We start from the raw sequence: 21,810 nt of genomic DNA on the forward strand, positions 1-21,810 counted from the left end.
GTCCGGTCGGGTACGCAAAAGCCCCGGCGGCAGATCCGAAAATCTTACCGCCGGGGCATCACACGTCATCACCGCAGAAAATGCAGGCTGCGGCGCCCTGTGGCTGGGTTACCCGTGGTGGGGTTAGAGCTGGGGATGCTTCACTTCCGCCTGCACCGGGCACTCCGGCGGGCAGTAGTTCTTCGCGTCCTCAGCCAGCACCTCGCGGGTCTGCACCACATCATCGTTAATCTGCTCAATCAGCGCCTCAACACCGGTGTACGCCACCATGGGACGCAGACGCTTCACGAACTCAATCAGCACACGCTGACCGTACAGGTTGAAATCCTCCACGCGCTCTTCCGGGCGGTCAATCACGTGCGCCTCAACCTGGCGGTGCTCAATACCGTCAAAGGTCGGGTTCGTACCCACCGAAATAGCGGAGGGGTGACGGTTACCGGATTCGTCCACGAGCCAGCCGGCGTACACACCGTCGGCGGGAATCAGGCCTCGCGCCTCAAGCTCAAGGTTCGCGGTCGGGAAGCCCAACTCGCGGCCGCGCGCCAGACCGTGTACGACCTCACCAGCCATCATGTGGTGGCGACCCAGCAGCTCGGTTGCGGCGGGCATATCGCCCTCCAGCAGCAGCTGGCGGATGCGGGTCGAGGAGCAGCGGGTGTTCTCATCCACCATCAGATCCTCAACGACAACCACCTCAAAGCCGTACTTCTCCCCCAGCTCACGCATGGTGTTCAGGTCGCCGGAGTTGTTGTTACCAAAGCGCACGTCGTCACCGATGACCACGAAACGCGCGTTCAGCGCATCCACGAAGGTGGACTTCACGAACTCTTCGGGGGTCTGCGCAGCGAACTCCAGGTTGTAGTTCAGCAGCAGGTAATCGTTCAGACCCAGCAGGCACATGAAGTAGCGGCGCGAGCCCTGACCCATAATGTCGTGGTGGGCCGCCTCGGGACGGTGCACCTGCATCGGGTGCGGGTCAAAAGAGACCGCGATAGAGCTCAAACCGTGCTCTTCAGCAAGGGAGACCACGCGCGAAATCACGCGGGCATGTCCACGGTGCACGCCGTCAAAATTGCCGATGGTCACGACCGAGGGGCCGTAGCCGGCGGGGACCTCGCTCAAAGCGGTGTAGAGGGTCACGGGCTCTCCTGAAAAAGATAAATGTACCTAACCATCCTAGACCACAGGCGGCAGGATGCAGAATTCAAAACGGGAATCAACAGGGAATGGAACGGTGCCCCTCGCAGGCGGTGCTCTCTCCCCTACCTTTGCGGATGCGGCGGGGTATCTGGCACGCAACTGTGCAGCCTCCGCACCTGGAAAATCCATGCGCAGCACCCGCCCAGAAGAAAGCCCGGGCAGGCACCCCACCGTGCGGCAGGAACCTTCCCGGGCGTTACGACTACTTACGAGCCTGGTTACGAGAAGCCTTCAGCATCTCCTCGCGAATCTTATTGGACTTGTTAATCCAGCCGTACCACACCAGCAGGCACGGAGGAATCACAAGCTCAGTCACCATCAGCACAATCAGCGACCAGTGCGGGGTGCCGAAGAACGCCCACGACAGGATACGACCCACGCCGCCCAGAAAAACCACCAGGCAGGAGAACACGAGCATGTTCACCCACTTGAACTTCAGGGCAATGAACACGAAGGACAGGCCCACACCCACATAGGCTGCCGCGAAGAACACGTAGTTCGACTGCACCGAGGCGTTCGCAAAGTCCTGAGGCGCATCCGGAATGACGCGGACACCGCCCAGAACCTGCCACACACCGTACGCAATCATGAACAGACCGTACAGCGCCACCGCCGCGCGGAACGCCGCACGGTTCTGAGGCTTAGCCGCCTCCTCAAGGCTCTTGGGGCGGGCAAACGCCTCGCGGGTTGCCTTCTTCTCAGCCTTCTTATCGGCCTTCTGCGACGCCTTATCGCCGGACGCCGGTGCGGCTACGCGAACACCCTCGGGTGCCTTCGCCGCAGAAATAGGCTCAGCGTTCTTAGCACCGGCAGCCTTCGCGGCACCGCTCTGAGTAGCAGCCCCGGTTACGGTAGCTTCAGCCTGTGCAGACTCCACGCGGGGTACCGGCGCGGTACGAGGCTCACTCGCCTTCTTAGCAGAGCTCTGGTTCTCGCTCATCTTCTCTCCTTCAGCAGGGCCGGGCGGCACCCGCACGAGTAGTCATGTGTGTTCAGGGGTTGTATATACGTTAGCGCATTGAATGAATAGGGGGCACCTTCAACAGGGCGCTGAATCAGATAGATTTGGGCAAACCAGGTTTGGGCAGGCGCAAACACCGAACCTTCTTCGCCTATCATAAGCCTTCAACGCCTAGTTGAAGGAACGATTCGCCTCAAAAACCAGCACCGGGGCGGCCAGCACCTTCCCGCGCTGCTTCTTATTCTCCAACAGGGCTACCAGGGTACCGTCCGGGGCGAAGCCCGCCACAATACCCTCAACGCTGGCATGCTGCACCGCGCCGGACTCATCCGCGCTCGCGTGCACGGAACGCTTCACCACGGAACCGTCACCGCTGGGGCTAATACGGCGCCCGTAGGAAATATCGCTCGCCTCCGCGGCGGAGAGCTCACGCGCACCAAAGATGCGGCGTGCCGCCTCCTCCAGGGGAAGTAGCGGCAAATCTTCCAGCTTTGCTGACTCTTCACGGCGCTGCTTCAACTGCGCCAAATCGGCGGCATCCTCAAGCACCACCGCGCCCACACGGGTACGGCGAAGAGCCGTCAGGTGGCCACCGGTGCCCAGAATCTTGCCCAAATCACGTGCCAGGGCACGAATATAGGTGCCCGAAGAGCACGAAACCGTCACCTTGCAGTCGATCACGGGAACCGAGGTTGCCGCGTGTTCGCCCTCGTTCTCGGGGTCCTCAATCACGTACTCGGCAAAACCAGGGTTGATGGAATGTACCGTGAACTCGCTAATCGTCACCGGACGCGCCGCCAACTCAACCTGCTCACCGCTACGCACACGCGCATACGAACGAACACCGTTGATCTTAATAGCGGACACCGCAGAAGGAACCTGCAGAATATCGCCACTGAGCTGCGCCACCGCCTCCAGGATGCGCGCACGCATCTGCTCAGCGTCCAAACCGGTCAGCGCCTCGACGGCATCAGGATGCGCGGCGGTGTGTTCACCCTCGGCGTCCTCGGTCAGCGTCTCAAGCCCTAAGCGAATCGTCGCGTCATAGGTTTTATCCTGACCGACCAGGTAGGTCAGCAGCTTCGTCGCCTTATTGATGCCCAAAATCAGCACGCCGGTCGCGGCGGGATCCAGCGTACCGGCGTGACCGACCCGCCGGGTGCCAGCAATACGACGCATCTGAGAGACTGCGTCGTGGCTGCTCATCCCGGCGGGCTTATCAATGACCATCAGGCCGGACGGGCCCTGAGGTTGCTTCTTCGCCACTTAGGCGTCCTCACCCTCGGCAGGTTCGTCCTTCTTGTAGGGGTCAGCCTCACCAGCGTACTCGGCACCCTCAGCTGCAGCAGCCAGGGCGGCGTCGCGCTCGCGAGTCTCACGCAGAAGCGCCTCAATGTGGAAGGCGTTCTCGGGAACCTCGTCAGCGACGAAAGTCAGGGTGGGGGTCAGGCGGGCAGTGATGTTCTTACCCACCTCGGCGCGCAGAATACCCTTAGCGGATTCCAGCGCCTTCTTGGTGTTTGCGGCGTCCTCTTCGGAGCCGAACACGGTGTAGTACAGGGTTGCGTGCTGCAGGTCGTTGGTCACGCGGGCATCGGTAATGGTCACAAAACCGAGGCGGGGATCCTTAACACGACGCTCCAGCGCCTTCGCCACAATTACCTTGATGCGGTCGGCAAGTCGTGCCGCGCGGGCTGCATCAGCCATGTGTTTCTCCTTGAAATCTCGTGGTGCTTCCGCGAACACTCGGGGTGTTACGGAGGCGTTCCAGGTAATGCGGAAGCGCCCGCCCCGCCAGCGTCCGCCCCGCAGGCTCCAGTTTTAGAAGCCTGCGGGTGCGGGAACACTAGCGGGTGACGGGCGCATCAGCGTGTGAGTCTTAGACACGCGGCTTTTCGCGCATCTCCCAAGTCTCGATAATGTCGCCTTCCTTGATGTCGTTGAAGGAGCCGAGGCCAATACCACACTCGAAACCTTCGCGAACCTCGGTAGCGTCGTCCTTGAAACGGCGCAGCGACTCGATGGTGAGGTTGTCTGCCACCACGGAACCGTCGCGCACCAGGCGTGCCTTGGCGTTGCGCTTGATGATGCCGTTCTTGACGATCGAACCTGCGATGTTGCCCCACTTGGAGGAGCGGAAGACCTCGCGGATCTCTGCGGAGCCGAGCTCCACTTCCTCGTACTCGGGCTTGAGCATACCCTTGACGGCCTGCTCAATTTCCTCAATCGCACGGTAGATGACCGAGTAGAACTTCATCTCGACACCTTCGCGGTCGGCAAGTTCTGCAACGCGCTCTGCCGGGCGGACGTTGAAGCCGATGATGACCGCGTTGTCCACGGTAGCCAGGTTCACGTCGTTCTGGGTAATAGCACCCACACCGCGGTGGATGACGCGCAGCTGAACCTCGTCGCCACCGGCGTCGATCTTCATCAGGGACTCTTCCAGTGCTTCCACAGCACCGGAGACGTCACCCTTAATGATCAGGTTCAGGGTGTCCATCTTGCCCTCAGCCACAGCGGCATCGAAGGACTCGAGGGTCACGCGCTTACGACGCTTAGCCAGCTGAGCGTTACGATCAGCAGCCTCACGCTTCTCAGCGATCTGACGAGCGGTGCGCTCTTCCTCGGTGGAGAGGAAGGTGTCGCCTGCACGAGGAACGGTGGACAGACCCAGCACCTGAACGGGGCGGGACGGGCCAGCTTCCTTCACAGCCTGACCGTTCTCATCGAACATTGCACGAACGCGACCGTGAGCAACACCGGCAACGATAGCGTCACCGACGTGCAGGGTACCGGACTGAACCAGGACGGTGGAAACCGCACCGCGGCCCTTGTCCAGGTTTGCTTCAATAGCAACGCCGCGTGCTTCCTTGTTCGGGTTAGCGGTCAGTTCGAGCACGTCAGCGGTCAGGGTGACAGCCTCAAGCAGCTCGTCGATGTTGGTGCCGTTGCGAGCGGAGACGTCCACGAACATGGTGTCGCCACCGTACTCTTCGGGGATCAGACCGTACTCGGTGAGCTGGCCACGGATCTTCTCCGGGGACGCGCCTTCCTTATCGATCTTGTTCACAGCAACCACGATCGGCACGTTAGCTGCCTGTGCGTGGTTCAGTGCCTCAACGGTCTGGGGCATAACGCCGTCATCAGCTGCGACCACGAGGATTGCCACGTCGGTGACCTTCGCACCACGGGCACGCATAGCGGTGAACGCCTCGTGACCGGGGGTATCGATGAAGGTAATCGCGCGGTCTTCACCCTCAACGGTGGTGTGGACCTGGTATGCACCAATGTGCTGGGTAATGCCGCCGGCCTCACCCTCAATGACGTTGGTGTTACGGATAGCGTCCAGCAGGCGGGTCTTACCGTGGTCAACGTGACCCATGACGGTAACAACCGGGGGACGAACCTCCAGGACGTCCTCGCCCTCAGCTTCTGCTTCGGCTTCGAGGTTGATGTCGAAGGATTCGAGCAGCTCGCGCTCCTCATCCTCCGGGGAAACGATCTTGATGACGTAACCCAGTTCGGCACCCAGCAGCTCGAAGGTCTCCTCGTCCAGGGACTGAGTCTGGGTAGCCATCTCACCCAGGTGGAAGAGAACCGTAATCAGCGATGCCGGGTTTGCACCAATCTTCTCAGCGAAGTCCATGATGGACGCGCCGCGGCGCAGACGAATCTCGGTCGAGCCGTCGCCGCGAGGAACAACCACGCCACCGGGTGCCGGTGCGTTCAGCTGCTCCTGCTCATGGCGGCGAGCTGCCTTGGACTTGCGGCCCTTACGCTTGGAGCCGCCGCGACCGAATGCACCCTGTGCATTACCGCGACCGCCGGGGCCGGGACGACCCGGACCGCGGTTGAAGCCGCCGGAACCGCCGCCGCGACGTGCGCCGCCGCCGTTACCGCCACCGTTGTTGGAACCGGACGCGCCGCCACCAACGTTGGAAACCTTGGGCATCATCGAGGGGTTCGGGCGTGCGCCGCCGCCGCCAGCCGGACGGGGTGCACCGGGACGTGCGCCACCTGCCGGGCGAGGACCGCCGTTACCACCGGGACGTGCGCCACCCGCGGGGCGAGGACCACCGTTACCACCGGGACGTGCGCCACCGTTGCCACCGGGACGACCGTTACGTGCCGGACGGGGACCGCCGGAACGCTGGGAGTCGCCGCCGCCACGCTTCATACCCTGCTGGGATGCGAAGGGGTTGTTACCGGGGCGAGGACCGGGCTTGGGGCCGGGCTTCGGAGCGGCAGGCTTGGGTGCTGCCGGCTTCGGTGCTGCCTCGGGGCGTGCCATGCCCTGCTGGGATGCGAAGGGGTTGTTACCCGGGCGGGGGCCGCCGGGCTTGGGTGCTGCTGCCGGCTTTGCGGCGGGCTTAGCTGCTGCAGGCTTGGGAGCTGCGCTCTCAGCTGCGGGCTTGGGTGCCGGCTTAGCGGCAGGCTTAGCCGCTGCGGGCTTGGGTGCCGGCTTAGCGGCAGGCTTTGCCGCTGCGGGCTTGGGAGCCGGCTTAGCGGCCGACTCTGCGGGACCTGCCTTTGCGGCAGGCTTAACGGCTGCGGCGGGGAATTCCGCGCGCAGCTTCTTCAGAACCATGGGGTTCAGGGTGGAAGAGGAGCTCTTAACGAACTCGCCCATATCCTTGAGCTTGGCGATAACTTCCTTGGAAGGTACGCCTACTTCTTTAGCAAACTCGTGTACTCGAGGCTGAGCCAAATTTTCTCCATTCCCGGTCCGCACCGGGAATGGTGCGGACACTAATGTTTACGGGGTGCACGCCCGAAGGCGCGCCAATTCGTGAAATTGCCGGTGGGTGAGCACGAAAGGGTACTCATTTCGCGGCACTCATTAGATATCCATCAGTTTTCTGACTCGCTTTCAGATAAGAAGTCGTCAAACTCGTTGACTTACAGAGGGCATATACCCGAAAAGCGTCTACGAGGGGGTCGAGTCCGCAATCACGGCTCGAATCTGCTCGCAGCACGCCTGCAGCTGGGCTGCAGGGACCGCTTTTTTGAAGGCGCGCGCCAGACCGTTCTTTTTCTGCAGAGCGGCTACGCACTTTTCGCTCGGATGGATCCAAGCGCCTCGTCCGGGCATAGTTCCCGCCGTATCGGGCTGATAGGGCGGGGTGTCCGCCTGCTCGGTAGCAGACGTGACGGGTGTGCGGGCGATGCGCAGCAGGTTGCGCTGTTCATCGCGGGCACGGCATCCGATGCAGGTGCGGACCGGTCCTTCAATTGCTTCGGAGGTTGCGGTGAGGTCGTGATTGCTCATGGTCCTCTCCCCTCTCTAGCGTGTGTGCAGAACCGCGTTCGCAGTACATTCGTGATGCTCTATCCGGTGTGTGCGAGGGCGCGTTAAAGCGCCCGGTTACACACCGGCACATCTTAATAGTGTATCCCGTTTTTAAGAATCATGGGCAAAACTGTGACGCAGGCGCAAGAACACCGGGCACGTACCTGCCCGATATCTTGCGCCTGCATCAAACGGATACGCCGCGGGATACGCCCCTCACCGGGGCTAATGCTTATTCAGCGTTCTGTGCGGACTCTTCTGCTGCCTCTTCAACTGCAGCTTCTTCAGCCAGGCTACGAGCCACGCGAGCTGCAACCTCTTCCTCGGCACGAACCTGAGCGTACTTGGACTCGGAGAGAATATCGATACGCCAGCCGGTCAGCTTCGCTGCCAGACGTGCATTCTGACCCTCACGGCCGATAGCCAGGGACAGCTGGTCATCCGGAACCACGGCACGAGCGGAGTACTCACGCGGGTTCGCGATAATGACCTCGGTGACCTTCGCCGGGGACAGCGCCGCAGCGATGAAGGTTGCCGGATCGGTCGAGTAGTCGACAATGTCAATCTTCTCGTCGTTCAGCTCGGCAGCAACCGCACGCACGCGGGCACCCATATCGCCGATGCACGCACCCTTAGCGTTAATGGTCGGGTTCTTCGCGGACACAGCAATCTTGGAGCGGTGGCCAGCTTCACGTGCGATGGAGTTAATGGAAACCAGGCCCTCAGAGATTTCGGGAACCTCGTGCTCGAACAGGCGCAGAACCAGGTTCGGGTGCGAACGAGAAACCACAATCGAGGGACCCTTCGGGCCGCGGCGAGCCTCAACCAGGTAGGCGCGCAGGCGGGTACCGTGCGGGTACTTCTCGCCCGGAACCTGCTCGTTGCTGGGCAGAACAGCTTCAACGGTGCCCAGGTCAACCTGAACCATACGCGGGTTGTTGCCCTGCTGAATCACGCCGGACACCAGGGTGCCCTCACGGTCCTTGAACTCACCCAGAACGGATGCGTCCTCAGCGTCACGCAGACGCTGCGAAAGCACCTGACGGACGGTTGCGGCAGCGATACGGCCAAAGTTGTTCGGGGTATCGTCGAACTCGTCAATCTTCTGGTTGTCCTCATCAAGCTCAGGAGCCAGAATGACGAACTCGCCGGTGGTGTGGTCGATGACGGCACGAGAACCCTTAATGGCGCCGGGCTGCTTCATGTACGCGAGCAGCAGGGCGTTCTCAACCAGGGTGAAGAGCTCCTCCATGACGAGAGAGCGCTGCTTCGCCAATGCGCGCAGTGCGCCCAGGTCAATAGTTTTAATATCCTCCACGCTTTTCAGCCTTTCCCAGTTAGCACGGCGCCGGGACGCTCAATGCGCCCCGGCTCCCGAACGGTATATACCTGACACGGAACACCCCGTGCCTGAAGCTTTAATAACTCTATTCTACCGGCTCAGCGGGCGAATTGAAGTCAATCTCGACGTGAGCAGAAGCAATATTTTCCCACGGAAGCAAGCTCGGCTCGTGGTACGACTCCTTCTGGCCCTTCTTCGTGTTCTTCTTACGAGCCAGCACCGGACCCTCATCCTGCACCTCGTGCAGACGCGCCAGGTACTCGGTGCCGTCGGGTGCGGTGACCGCAATCAGGCGGGTACGGGCACGCTCCCAGTGGCGGCGCTCAGTCAGGGCGCGGGTAGCACCAGGCGAGGACACCTCCAGCTCGTAGGGGAAGAACTCGTCGTTTTCATCCGCACGGTCCAGGGCGCTCGAAATCGCACCGGAAATCTCCGCGAGGGAATCCAGCGACAGCGAATCGGTACGCTCAGCGGTGTAGTCCACCGTAATCTTCACGGTACGGTTCGCCGCCGGGCCCGAAATCTTCAGGCCCTCCAGCACCAGCGAGAACTCGGAGATAACCGGGGCAATCGCCTCGGCAACCTCTTCCTCACGGATCGCGCGGGTACCCACGCGCACCGGTGCCTCCACCACGGGCTCGCTATCAGCGCGAGTGCGGGGAGCGTTCACACCATTCGCCACGCGGGATGCGGCACGGCGAGCGCGCGCATTCGGGGCGCTCTTCTTAGAGCCAGAACGCTTCGGCTTATATGCCATAGTTCTCTTCTTTCATTCTTCCGCCGCTACCCTGCCCCACCTCCGGGGAGGCGGGGCAGGTGGCGACGGTTTTACGTCTTAGCGGGCTAGTGGCGTGCCTTAGGCGCGCGCACCTCAGCGATGACCTCAGCCACCGCGTTCTCGACGGACACCTCGCGAGCCTCACCGCTGCGGCGGTCCTTCAGCTCCAGCACGCCGTCCTTGAAGCCGCGACCAATCACCAGGATGGTGGGCACGCCCAGCAGCTCGGCGTCGCCGAACTTCACGCCGGGGCTGGTCTTCGGGCGGTCGTCCAGCATGACCTGCAGGCCGGCGGATTCCAGAGATGCGCTGAGCTTTTCAGCGTACTCGTGGGATGCTGCGTCCTTGCCGGTAACGACGATGTGCACGTCTGCCGGTGCCAGGTTGCGCGGCCAGATCAGGCCCTTCTCGTCGTGGTTGCCCTCGGCGATAGCGGCAAGTGCGCGGGTCACGCCCACGCCGTAGGAGCCCATGGTCACGGTCTGCAGCTTGCCGTTCTGGTCCAGAACCTTCAGACCCAGTGCCTCAGCGTACTTGCGGCCCAGGGCGAAGATGTGGCCCATCTCGATACCGCGGGCTGCCACCAGCTCACCGGAGCCGTCCGGTGCCGGGTCGCCTTCACGCACCTCGCACGCCTCAATGACGCCGTCGGCGGTGAAGTCGCGGCCGAAGACCAGGTTCGCCACGTGCTTGCCCTCTTCGTTTGCGCCGGTCACCCAGCGGGTACCGCGCACCACGCGGGGGTCAACGAAGAAGGGAATACCGGTTGCGGAAGCTACCGCATCCTCGTCCTCGGTGTGCGCACCGAACAGGGGCGCGTCCAGGCTCAGGCCGGGGCCAATGTAGCCCTTGACCAGCTGCGGGTATGCCTTCAGGTCCTCTTCGCTGGCTGCCTCAACCTCAACCTCGCCGCCGATGCCCAGCAGGGCACCGATGTTGACCTCAACGCGCCCCAGGTCCACGGCACGGTCGCCGGGAACGCCCACGGCGAAGACCTTACGCTCGCCGGAGGGGGTGATGACGGTGCCCAGGAAGCACTTGAGGGTCTGCGAAGCATCCAGGGTGCCGCCGATAACCTCGGAGTGCAGTTCGTTCATGCGCTCCACCAGGGTCTCAATGGTGGCGGAGTCGGGGGTGTCCACAACGAGTGCCGCCGGGGTGTCCTCGGTGATTTCGATTTCCTCGGGAACCACGGTGGTGACGGCCTCAACGTTTGCCGCGTATCCGCCTGCGGAACGCACGAAGGTGTCCTCACCGATGGGGGTCGGGTGCAGGAACTCTTCACTGCGGGAGCCACCCATCGCGCCGGACTGTGCGGTCACAATGACAATCTCCAGGCCCAGGCGCTCAAAGATGCGCTGGTAGGCGGCACGGTGAGCCATGTACGCCTCGTTCAGGCCCTCATCGTCAATGTTGAAGGAGTAGGAGTCCTTCATGACGAACTCGCGGCCGCGCAGCAGACCCGCGCGGGGGCGCGCCTCATCGCGGTACTTGGTCTGAATCTGGTACAGGTAGACCGGCAGGTCCTTGTAGGAGGAGTACAGGTCCTTCACCAGCAGGGTGAACATTTCCTCGTGGGTGGGCGCCAGCAGCATGTCTGCACCCTTACGGTCCTTGAGGCGGAAGAGGTTATCGCCGTACTCGTCCCAGCGGTTAGTTGCCTCGTAGGGCTCGCGGGGCAGCAGTGCGGGGAAGTGAACTTCCTGCGCGCCAATAGCGTCCATCTCTTCACGGATGATGTTCTCGACCTTGCGCAGTACCTTCAGGCCCAGAGGCAGCCAGGTGTACACGCCGGGGGCTGCGCGGCGGATGTAACCGGCGCGGACCAGCAGCTTGTGGCTGGCGACCTCGGCATCTACGGGGTCCTCGCGCAGAGTGCGCACGAAGAGGTTGGAAAGGCGAAGTACCACGATTCTCCTTGAAAGGTCGATAGGTTTAGGTGGGGTGCCCGCGGCTCACCGGGTGAGCCGTAAATAGGCACAGTCGTCTTTAAGTTTATAGCGTTTTAGGGTTCGGCGTGTTTAGCGCTCGAAAATGATAGTCGAGAACTGCCCAATCTGCTCCCAACCGGTCCCCCGGTACATGGCAAGAGCACGGGCGTTGTAGTCGTTCACGTACAGGCTCAAATGCGGGTAGTAGCGCTGCAGAATCTGCGCGGCGGCGGCAAAGAACGGCTTAGCCAGACCGTAGCCGCGGTAGTCCGGATGCAGCCACACGCCCTGCACCTGCGCGGCGTCCAGGTTCACGATGCCCGCATCCGCCTTGAAGATAACCCGCCCATTCACGTCGGTGACAATGGCGCTGCGCTGGCCGGCTATGAGCGTGCGCAGGCGCGCCGCATAGCCGTCACCGTAGCGAGCAATCGGGTCGAAGCCGACCTCCTCGGTGAACATGGCGGCCGCGGCGGGCAGAAGCTCCCCCAGGTCCGCGGAGGTGGCAAGGCGCGCATACCCGGCAGCCTCACCGCTGAATTGGACAGCACCGGCGGGGGCTTCGGCAGGTTTGAAGAGCGCGGGCAGGTGCGCCGGCAGCTCAGGAAGCTCCGCCTCGTAGAAGCGGGCGAGGTCCTTCTCCGGCGGCAGATACAGCAGCGGCTGATTGGGGCGCTCCGACAGAACCCGCGCACGGTGATCACAACCGTCACCCAGGCTCGGCTGTAGCATCTGCAGTAGCGGGCTCTTACCGCCGCGAGTCTGCTCACACAGCTCCTGCATGCGCGTCCACAGGGGCATCACGAAGGCGCTCTCACCGAACATGGAATCCAGACGAGAACCCACCTGCAGTAGCAGCTGAGCCAGCGCGTCACGATGCGCAAGCGCCGTAGCATCCAGAGCGGGGGTATCAGAGGTTTCTACATGTTCGGCAACATCATGTTCGACCGCGGCACCGCACAGCCGCACCGGCACCACATTCGAACCCAACAAAAGCACACAGCACAACTGCCCATCGCGCTCACAGCCCACAAAACCCTGATAGTAGTGCAGCGGAATACGCGGGGACCTCACCGGAAGAGGGCACGCCAAATAATGCTCAATGGAGTACAGATTCGGGACCGGGTCACTAAACAGGACCTCCTCCAGCTCATCGCACCACCGAGCATCCAGAGCAAAAACGTGTTCCTTCACGCGATCAGGCATAGGGGAAGAATCCATCGACGAAACAGCAGCACGCCGGGCACGATCAGCCTTACGGCGGCGAGAAAAAAGAGTGAACATGACCTGTTGAGTGATAGAGAAAGAGCGACAAAAATAAGTGAAAATACGGGGACACGCACCCCGAAAAAGCAACCGGATCCTGCGGCCACAACCAGCAGCGGCAAGCACCAAGCCTGCCACCACCATAACCGGACATAACCGGAAAAGCGCGGAGGCGCCCTCACCAGGGCGCCTCCGCGCACAAAAGCTAACTAGCTCACCGAAACAGCCGGGGACCCCTCGGGAACATACTCGCCCGAAGCCTCCATCTCAGCAGCAATACGGGTCGCCTCTTCAATCAGAGTCTCAACAATCTGATCCTCAGGCACGGTCTTAATGACCTCACCCTTCACGAAAATCTGGCCCTTACCGTTACCGGACGCCACACCCAGGTCAGCCTCACGAGCCTCACCCGGACCGTTCACCACGCAACCCATCACGGCAACACGCAGCGGAACCTTCATGTGCTCCAGGCCCTTAGTCACGTTCTCAGCAAGCTCCCACACGTTCACCTGCGCACGACCACACGACGGGCAAGAAACAATATCCAGCTTACGGGGGCGAAGGTTCAGCGACTCCAGGATCTTGGTGCCCACCTTCACCTCCTCAACCGGAGGAGCAGACAGCGACACGCGAATAGTATCGCCAATACCCTGAGACAGCAGAGTACCGAACGCCACCGAGCTCTTAATAGTGCCCTGGAACGCCGGACCAGCCTCAGTCACACCCAGGTGCAGGGGCCAGTCACCGCGCTCAGCCAGCTGACGGTACGCCTCCACCATCACCACAGGGTCATTATGCTTCACAGAAATCTTGAAATCACGGAAACCGTGCTCCTCAAAGAGCGACGCCTCCCACACAGCAGACTCAACCAGAGCCTCCGGAGTAGCCTTACCGTACTTCTCCAACAGACGCTTATCCAGCGAACCAGCATTCACACCAATGCGCAGAGAAACGCCGTGGTCCGAAGCCATCTGAGCGATTTCCTTCACCTGGTCATCGAACTTACGGATATTACCCGGGTTCACACGCACAGCACCGCAACCAGCCTGAATAGCCGCATACACGTACTTCGGCTGGAAGTGAATATCAGCAATCACCGGAATACGGGACTGCTTCGCAATAATGGGCAGAGCCTCCGCATCCTTATCAGTCGGGCACGCCACACGCACAATATCGCAACCGGCAGCGGTCAACTCAGCAATCTGCTGCAGAGTCGCGCCAATGTCGTGGGTCTTAGTGGTCGTCATCGACTGCACCGAAATCGGAGATTCAGAACCAACACCGACAGAACCCACCTTAAACTGGCGAGTCTTACGACGCGGGGACAGAACCGCGGGAGCGGGCTTCGGCATACCAAGGCTGACCGACAAGGTTTTCCTCCATACATGGGTTATGAAGGACGTACGACGCATCCTTCGTTCAACTTTTTATTGTGCCACTGACGCGAAAGAAAGCACTAATACGGGTACCCTTACCGCGTGCAACAACACACTAAAACAGGGTGATGGGCTTAACAATATCCGCCACAATCAGAATGACAGACATCACAATAAACGCGCCCGCCACCACATACGTCAACGGCAACAACTTCACCGGATCAAACGGACCCGGATCCTTACGCCCAGTCAAACGCGCAAAGAAACGACGCACACCCTCCCAGAGCGCACCCAACACGTGGCCACCATCCAGAGGCAGAAGCGGAATCAGGTTAAACGCAAAAAGCATCAAATTCATATTCGCCACCAGCGAGACCAACATCGCAGCCTTCGCCTTCACATCAATACGATCAGTAGCCGTCACCTCACCGGCAATACGGCTCACACCCACCACAGACACCGGCGACTCAACACTACGCTCACCACCGGTCACCAGGGTCACCGTCAGCTCCCACACACGCTGCGGCAGCGAAAGCATCGAAGAACCCACACGAGAAAGCGTATCGCCCACCATCGCAGGCACCTCAGTAATAGAACCGGGCACCAACTCACTCGACGGGGAAACACCCACAAAACCGCCGCGAGTCGTCGCAATCGAGCCATCAGCGGCACGCGCATACTGGCCCTTACCATCAGAAACCGGGCGGATCATCTCAACCGGAGTCACCGACAAATCCAGACGCTGACCATTACGCTCCACCGTCAAAGTGCTCGGATGAGAACCCGCCGCACGAATCGCCGAAGACACAGCCTCCCACGAACCCGTCGACGCACCATTCACAGCAACCACACGGTCACCCACCTGCACACCAGCAGCCTTCGCAGGCGACGGAGTGGACTTATCCGTACACTCGCCATAGCTAATCGAATCATGAGTAACATTCACGCTCGGCACGCACTCAGACACCGCCGACACCTTATTCGTCACCTGCGCCGTACCAAAACCACAAATCAGCACAGCAGTACACACCACACCAATCAGCAGGTTCATGGTCGGGCCACCCAGCATAATCACCATGCGCTTGAGCACCGGCAACTTATAGAACAGGCGGTCCTCATCACCGGGCTTCAGGCGCTCAGCATCCGCCGCACGAGCCTCCTCAGCCAAGGACGCAAACGGGCTGGTACTGCCCGAATGGCCCTCCTCATGGTGTTCCTTCACCTCAGCAGGGCTCGGCGGGTACATGCCAATCATCGAAATGTAACCGCCCAACGGGATCGCCTTGAAACCGTACTCGGTCTCGCCGCGGCGGAAAGAGAACACGGTCTTACCGAAGCCAATCATGTACTGCGGAACGCGCACATTGAACAGCTTCGCGGGCACCAGATGCCCCACCTCGTGCAGGGCAATCGAGACGGCAATAGCGATTGCCATGAGGATAATGCCCACAGCGTACAGCAGGATTTCCACGCTTTTTCTCGTTTCGGTTCGGGGATACGAAGCTTCTAGGATACTCGCTTAGCCTGTGAAGGCGCCCTCCCCCGCCTCATGTGACTATGCAGGACGGTGTGGGTGGGTACGCTATACCCTTCCTCCGGTGAGGTGCGGGCATGTGGAGGGACGGTGTTCGTCCTCGTTCCTACAGGGGCACCCGCCCTCGCTTCGCTTCGGGCACCCTGATGTCACTACGGACGACACCGCCCCTCAGCACCTACTCAACGAGACTATCCGGCCGCCAGGGTCTGAGCCGGATCAATACGCGAAGCCTTCGCCGCCGGGTACAGACCAGCCAACACACCAACCAGCGCACCAGCGCCCAGGCCCAGCAGAATAGTGTCGGCACTAATAATCGGCGTCCAACGGTTCATCAAAGACACAATCGAGATGCCGTTAACCGCCAGCACAATACCAGCCACAGCGCCCAGGATGCCGGTCAGCAGCGCCTCCGCCGAGAACTGCAACAGAATACCCGAAGGGCGCATACCAATAGCCAGACGCAAACCAACCTCACGGCGACGCTCCATCACCGCAACCAAGAACGTATTCATAATGCCCATCGCACCAATTACGAGGGTAATAACGCTCATGGCTAGAAGCATGGTGCGTTGCTGCTGGTCGACAGCCTCACGAAGGGTCTTCGGCTCCGGCGGAACACTCACGCTATACAGGGCGGGACGTTCCGGCGAGAGCGCGTACGGTGCTTCCTCCGCAATCTGGTTTGCGGCACCGGCAACAGTACTCACCACAATCTGAGTGGAACGCTTACCGGTCTGCGCCGCAGCGGCACCGCCACCGGCAGCGGGCTGCGCTTCTTCAACATCGGCACCAGGCTTCGCGCCCAGAGGCAGGTAGACCGAACCGTACGACAGAGTCAGCGAGGGATTCTCCCGCACCACACCGATGACGGTGTACGGCTCATCGTGAATATAGACCGTAACTCCGGGGCTATAGGGCAGCGCAAGCTGGCGCATCACGCTTTCGCTGAGCACCACGACCTTATCGTTACGCTCCACGTGCCCCTCATCGAAGGTGCGACCCCACACCAGTTCATGACCCTGCACGCTAAAGATGCTGGGGGTTGCCGCAAGGACAGCAGCCGTCACGTTCGCGCCGCGCTCACCGAAGTTGTCTGGGCCGCGCTGAATATCTGCGGATTCATACAGCTGATCCACCAGCGCGGTACCGGTCACTCCGTTCAGCTGGCTAACACGCCGGTAGTTCTCACTTGCCGCCAGGCTCAATAGTTCAGCCCGGCTCATGGATTCGGTTCGGGTCGAGCTTATCGTCAGGTGCTTAGCTCTAAAAATGTCGAAGCTGTCCGCCAGCTGCCCAGAAATGGTGGCGGTCAGACCAACGGTCAGCACAAGCGAAGCGATACCCAGAACCACACCAAGCATGGTGAAGATATTGCGCCTCACCCGGTGAACGGTAGCGTCCCACGCTTCTTTGAGGGAGGCGAGCGCCCAGGGTGCACGCCCGCTCCCCTGCGGCTTAGATGCTTGTTCCTCAGTAAAGCTAGGCTGGTTCAGAAGCTCACGAGCGGTCGTTTCTTCCTGCTGCGGCGCTTTCTGCTCGATGAGCTGCCCCTCGTGCATGCGCAGCACCCGGTCGCAGTGCTCCGCCACGAGCGGGTCGTGGGTAATCACAATCGTGCTTTGCTGATCGCCCGTACATTCGCGGAGCAGGTCAATCACTTCACGGGTGAGCTCTTCATCCAGCGAGCCGGTCGGCTCATCACAGAGCAGCAACGCCGGTTCCCCAATGAGCGCACGAGCAATAGCCACACGCTGCTTTTCACCGCCTGAGAGAGTGGTGATGGGTGCATCCGTTCGGTGGCTCAGCCCCAGCAGGGCGAGAGTATCCGCAACCCGTTGCGCTCGTTCTGCCTTGGGGACACCACGGTAGATGAGCGGTAGCTCAACGTTGCGGTACACGTTCTTATGCTCGATGAGGTGGAACGCCTGGAAGACGAAACCGATGCTGTCCAGGCGCGCTTCAGCTCGCTGTGCCGCGTTGAAGGTTGCGGTGTCTGTACCGTCCAGCAGGTAGCTGCCGGAGGCGGGCGTGCTGAGCAGACCGAGGATGTTCAGCAGGGTTGATTTGCCGCTGCCGGACGGTCCCAGGATTGCGACGACTTCTCCGTAGCGGACTTTCAGGTCAATATTTTTGAGCACGTCAATTCGAGTGTCACCCTGCATAAAGTGCTGGGACACTCCCTGAATATCGACGCTATAGGCTGGTGGGTGCGCGTGAGCAGCGCGGGAGTCAGTCATGGCTACTCCCTACTTTTTCTCGCGCATGATTTTGACGCTGTCGCCTTCGTGCAGGTCACCGGTGACGGCGTTCTTGCCATTGGCGTTGCTGATGACGGTAACGGTTACCTCGCGTTCTTCGCGGGCCTTCGATCCGTTGGAGCTTTCGGGGCCGAGCACGATGACTCGGGTCTGTCCGTCACGGGTGTAGAGCGCCGATGAGGGCACAACCAGGTGCGTTTCGGGGGTTTCTTCGAGGGTGAGTTCCGCGTTGACGGAACCTCGGAGGCTGTCCGCCTTATCCCCTACGTCGAGGGTGAGGATGCGTTCGCCTTCGGTGCCTCCTGCCGCACCGGCTACGCCGTTGAGGTTGGAGCCAGCTGCGCCTTCTGCACCATTAGCCTGGCGACCGGCCTGGCTGTTGCCTGCGGCGCCAGCAGCTTCAGAAGTGTTCTTGTAGCCGAGGGTTGCGACGTACTCAGTATCGCCGAGGGAGGGCACGGTTACCTTCTGACCGCTACGAGCTTCGGGGGTGAGCCTGCCGGTGGTTCCGGTGCAGCTGAGAGTCTTGTTACCTTCTGCGATGGTGGCTACGGGACCGTCCGCGATAGCGCCGGTTGCGCGGGGGTTGCCGGTGACGAGTCCGGCACGGTTGATGATGAGGAAGTAGCGGGCGGGAATGGGCTGGTCAGTCTTGACGTGCGCGTAGCCGAGGCTGTCGAGGAGGTTGTTGAGAGCCTCGTAGGTGTCTTCGGTAATGCGCGCGGGCTGCGGGCCCTGACGTCCCATGGCGGTCAGTGCCTCGTTGAGGAGTGCGGCGTCGGGGCCGCTATCATCGAGTTTGAGATCGCGGTAGAGCGCGAAGCCGCCGGTGAGGGTGATGAGAGGTTCACCGTTGACTTCTGCGATGAGGGTTCCGTTGCCGACGGTGTCACCGTGTTTGATGGTGATTGCGGTGTACTGTCCTTCGCCGCTGTAGCGTAGCGGGGTTGAGGTGGCGTAGTTCGCGGTGCAGGTCAGGGGCACGGTGGTGCGTAGTTTTTCGCGGGTGACCGTGGCGGTGATGGTGGAGGGGTCCGGGGGTGCCGCTTCTGCGTCTTTCTGGGCGGTGGTTTTGATGTTTTGGGCGCTGATGAGCGTACCCACGGTGATGATGAGAAGCAGGGCGATAATGCCGTAGAGCCAGAGGGTTTTCTTCTGGCGGGTGGGGGTGGCGCTCATGGTGTCCCTTCTTTGGGTGCGCGTACGGGAACGCTATTGTCTGTGCCGTTTGGGCTTAGGGGCGGCGATGCCGTGTGGGGTTAGTTTGTGCCCGGCACGGGGATACGTGCCGGGCACAATACGCTGTGACGAGGTATAGCCGTTGCAGCTACTCTGTACGCCTGTTCTGGTTAGTCCGGTCTGGATAGCCCGGTCTGATTAGTCCGGAGGATTAGCTCAGAATCTTTCGGGCGTTTTCTTCAGCAGTTTTCTTGATCGTGGTCACCTGCTCGATGAGGCCCTGCTCCTTTTCGAGGAAGGAACTCAGGTAAGCGATAGCCATCTTTCGCTGTTCTGCATCTAGCCCGGTTGCTTCGCGGCAGGTCGCATCGTTGATCGCCAGTTCGTGGGTGTCTTGGTTGTTCTGGCGGTACTGTTCACGAGCCATATCCGGAGACGTGTAGTCGCCTCCGAAGCGTTCCTTCATGCACTGTGCCCACTTCTCGGTGGCAGGCCCAAGATCTTTGAAGATTGCGTCGTTGTTAAGGTAGTGAACCGCAGTGACGTTGACCTTTTTTATGATCGCACGGGATTCTTCTGAACCGAAGACTACGCGGGTGGCTTCTTGCTGGCAACCGCCCTTTCCTTCAGTACCGTTAAGAGCCTGCATTTCAGCGTCGCTCATAGTGCGGCTCTGCTCTTCCAGCTCAGCAGTTACCAAAGACCAGCGCTCTTTGTATCCGCGAGCGCGGGCATCCGCGACGGTGAGAGGTTCGAAACCAGCGGTCTGTAGCAGCGGGATTTCAGTTTCTCCTGCAGGAACCTTGTAGTTCGGGAATCCTCGTTCAGCCATGCACTGGCTCAGGGAACGCTGGTAGGCACGAACAACGTTGTCAGAAAGTGAGGCGAGGTTCTCCACTTTTTCGATAGCTTGACTATCGGGGCTCTTGGAGGCGCTATACGCCTTCTCAGCGTTAGCGGACGCCGAGGAGTCGGCACTGGGCTGCCCGGATGCGCAGGAGCTAAGCAACAGGGTCAGCGGGAGTATAGCCCCGGCGAGGGTTCGTAGGGTGTTCGGTCGACGCATAGGGGCACTTCCTCGTGAAATATATGCTGCATCTTTGTTCACTCGTTCGAGGGGTCTTTGTTGTTTGCCCTAGAGAGAACATATTTTGAACACTAGCCTACTATGCGCCGGGGGGGGGGAGGCAAGGGGGCGCGGAGGGGCGGTGTCGTCCGTAGTGACATCAGGGTGCCCGAAGCGAAGCGAGGGCGGGTGCCCCTGTAGGAACGAGGACGAACACCGCCCCTCAGAAGCGACTAGCGTCCGGACATACCCAGCAGCTCATTCGCACGAACGCGAGCCCAACGCTCCGCGTTCAACACAGCCTCCAGCGTCAAATCAGCGTCAGAGACCGCCTCGGCGCTGCCGGTGTGCTCCTCCAGCACGCGCGCCACCGAATCGACAATGTCGGTAAAGCGAATCGCGCCCGCGTGGAATGCCGCCACGGCTTCCTCATTGGCGGCGTTGAACACTGCCGGGTGGGTGCCGCCGACCTTGCCGGCGTCCTTAATCATGCGCACGGCGGGGAATGCTTCCTCGTCCAGCGGCTCAAAAGTCCAGGATGCCGCCTTCGACCAGTCGCACGCGGGTACCGCGCCGGGGATGCGGTGCGGCCAAGTCAGACCCAGTGCGATGGGCAGAACCATGCTCGGCGGCGACGCCTGCGCGATGGTGGAGCCGTCCACGAACTGCACCATAGAGTGCACGACGGACTGCGGATGAACCGCCACGTCAATACGGTCCAGGTCCACGCCGAACAAGTGGTGCGCCTCGAGCACTTCGAGTGCCTTGTTAACCATGGTGGCCGAGTTGGTGGTGACAACCAGGCCCATGTCCCAGGTGGGGTGTGCGAGCGCCTGCGCGGGGGTCACGTCGTGCAGCTGTTCGCGCTTGTAGCCGCGGAACGGGCCGCCCGATGCGGTGAGGATGAGGCGGTCAATTTCAGCGTCGGTTCCGGAGGCGAGCGCCTGCGCAAGGGCGGAGTGCTCCGAGTCGACGGGCACCATGGGGGTGTCCAGGGGCGATGCGTCCACGGCGGCGCGTACGAGCGGGCCGCCTGCGATGAGGGATTCCTTGTTGGCGAGTGCCACGCGGTAGCCGCTGTTGAGGGCGGTGAGGGTCGGTTCCAGGCCGATGGAGCCGGTGATGCCGTTCAGGACGGTGTCTGCCGGGTGCGCTGCCGCCTGTACGGAGGCTTCGGCGCCGTGGGCGATCTGCGGGGTGTAGCCGGTGGCTCCTGCTTCGGAGGCTGCCGCTTCGATGAGTTCGCGGAGGCGCTGTGCGTCTTCTGCGGTGCCGCTGGTGGCGACCAGTTCGGCGCGCACGTGCACTGCCTGGCGTGCGAGCAGTTCGAGGGATCGGGAGCCTGCGGAGAGGGCGACGACCTTCAGCGGTGCGTCGGCGGCGGAGGCGCTGGTGCCCTTGAGCGCGGCGAGGTGGTCGATGACCTCCATGGCTTGGGTGCCGATGGAGCCGGTCGAGCCGAGGAGAGTGACGCGCTGCGGTGCGCGGGTGAGTTCTGTGAGGGCGTCGGTGAGGCGGTCGCGGCTGCCGCCGACGCGTGCTGAGGATCCAAACTTCATGGTTCTAGTGTCTCATGAGCTCGCGGGTACGTTCAGGCATACGCCTGCGTTTAGGGTTGTCCTCAGC

At 61.4% G+C, this 21,810-nt stretch carries 16 protein-coding genes; all 16 read right to left on the minus strand.

Annotated features, from left to right (window positions below; all coding sequences use genetic code 11):
- Positions 1 to 123: 123 nt before the first annotated feature.
- The gene (locus tag HMPREF2605_RS04880; RefSeq protein ID WP_049345127.1) at positions 124 to 1,140 is read right to left on the minus strand and encodes a bifunctional riboflavin kinase/FAD synthetase; all 1,017 of its coding nucleotides are present in this window, start codon (positions 1,138 to 1,140) and stop codon (positions 124 to 126) included.
- A gap of 262 nt (positions 1,141 to 1,402) precedes the next feature.
- Entirely contained in the window at positions 1,403 to 2,140 is a 738-nt protein-coding gene (locus HMPREF2605_RS04885; protein ID WP_049338490.1) for a DUF4345 domain-containing protein, read from the minus strand.
- 192 nt (positions 2,141 to 2,332) lie between these two features.
- Positions 2,333 to 3,427, minus strand: coding sequence for a tRNA pseudouridine(55) synthase TruB (gene truB / locus HMPREF2605_RS04890; RefSeq protein ID WP_070847187.1), 1,095 nt, complete (start codon positions 3,425 to 3,427; stop codon positions 2,333 to 2,335).
- Positions 3,428 to 3,868, minus strand: coding sequence for a 30S ribosome-binding factor RbfA (gene rbfA / locus HMPREF2605_RS04895; protein ID WP_005507090.1), 441 nt, complete (start codon positions 3,866 to 3,868; stop codon positions 3,428 to 3,430). It abuts the gene before it with no gap.
- A 172-nt stretch (positions 3,869 to 4,040) separates the two neighbouring features.
- Positions 4,041 to 6,869 carry a translation initiation factor IF-2 gene (infB, locus tag HMPREF2605_RS04900; RefSeq protein ID WP_070847189.1) on the minus strand — a complete coding sequence of 943 codons (2,829 nt, stop codon included), beginning with the start codon at positions 6,867 to 6,869 and terminating at the stop codon, positions 4,041 to 4,043.
- Between the two features lie 219 nt (positions 6,870 to 7,088).
- Positions 7,089 to 7,430 (minus strand): YlxR family protein, encoded by a 342-nt coding sequence (locus HMPREF2605_RS04905; protein WP_070847191.1) that lies wholly within the window; start codon positions 7,428 to 7,430, stop codon positions 7,089 to 7,091.
- A gap of 253 nt (positions 7,431 to 7,683) precedes the next feature.
- Positions 7,684 to 8,769: a transcription termination factor NusA gene (gene nusA / locus HMPREF2605_RS04910; protein WP_070847193.1), complete on the minus strand. Its 1,086-nt coding sequence runs from the start codon at positions 8,767 to 8,769 to the stop codon at positions 7,684 to 7,686.
- A gap of 109 nt (positions 8,770 to 8,878) precedes the next feature.
- Positions 8,879 to 9,550 (minus strand): ribosome maturation factor RimP, encoded by a 672-nt coding sequence (gene rimP / locus HMPREF2605_RS04915; RefSeq protein WP_049356023.1) that lies wholly within the window; start codon positions 9,548 to 9,550, stop codon positions 8,879 to 8,881.
- 86 nt (positions 9,551 to 9,636) lie between these two features.
- Positions 9,637 to 11,481, minus strand: coding sequence for a proline--tRNA ligase (locus HMPREF2605_RS04920; protein WP_070604795.1), 1,845 nt, complete (start codon positions 11,479 to 11,481; stop codon positions 9,637 to 9,639).
- Positions 11,482 to 11,592: 111 nt separating this feature from the next.
- Positions 11,593 to 12,786: a GNAT family N-acetyltransferase gene (locus HMPREF2605_RS04925; RefSeq protein ID WP_246828166.1), complete on the minus strand. Its 1,194-nt coding sequence runs from the start codon at positions 12,784 to 12,786 to the stop codon at positions 11,593 to 11,595.
- A 191-nt stretch (positions 12,787 to 12,977) separates the two neighbouring features.
- Complete coding sequence (ispG, locus tag HMPREF2605_RS04930; protein ID WP_044142245.1) at positions 12,978 to 14,120, minus strand: flavodoxin-dependent (E)-4-hydroxy-3-methylbut-2-enyl-diphosphate synthase; 1,143 nt, start codon at positions 14,118 to 14,120, stop codon at positions 12,978 to 12,980.
- Between the two features lie 139 nt (positions 14,121 to 14,259).
- Positions 14,260 to 15,615, minus strand: a complete 1,356-nt coding sequence (locus tag HMPREF2605_RS04935; RefSeq protein WP_049328003.1) for a M50 family metallopeptidase — start codon at positions 15,613 to 15,615, stop codon at positions 14,260 to 14,262.
- A gap of 254 nt (positions 15,616 to 15,869) precedes the next feature.
- A complete protein-coding gene (locus HMPREF2605_RS04940) occupies positions 15,870 to 17,918 on the minus strand; it encodes an ABC transporter ATP-binding protein/permease (RefSeq protein WP_070847196.1) in 2,049 nt (682 codons plus the stop codon).
- 9 nt (positions 17,919 to 17,927) lie between these two features.
- Positions 17,928 to 19,118 (minus strand): efflux RND transporter periplasmic adaptor subunit, encoded by a 1,191-nt coding sequence (locus HMPREF2605_RS04945; RefSeq protein ID WP_049341686.1) that lies wholly within the window; start codon positions 19,116 to 19,118, stop codon positions 17,928 to 17,930.
- Between the two features lie 211 nt (positions 19,119 to 19,329).
- The gene (locus HMPREF2605_RS04950) at positions 19,330 to 20,184 is read right to left on the minus strand and encodes a hypothetical protein (protein ID WP_049348864.1); all 855 of its coding nucleotides are present in this window, start codon (positions 20,182 to 20,184) and stop codon (positions 19,330 to 19,332) included.
- A 233-nt stretch (positions 20,185 to 20,417) separates the two neighbouring features.
- Positions 20,418 to 21,743, minus strand: coding sequence for a 1-deoxy-D-xylulose-5-phosphate reductoisomerase (gene dxr / locus HMPREF2605_RS04955; protein ID WP_070847198.1), 1,326 nt, complete (start codon positions 21,741 to 21,743; stop codon positions 20,418 to 20,420).
- Positions 21,744 to 21,810: the final 67 nt, after the last annotated feature.

It is taken from the genome of Rothia sp. HMSC065C03 (genome assembly GCF_001837295.1).
Classification (GTDB): domain Bacteria; phylum Actinomycetota; class Actinomycetes; order Actinomycetales; family Micrococcaceae; genus Rothia.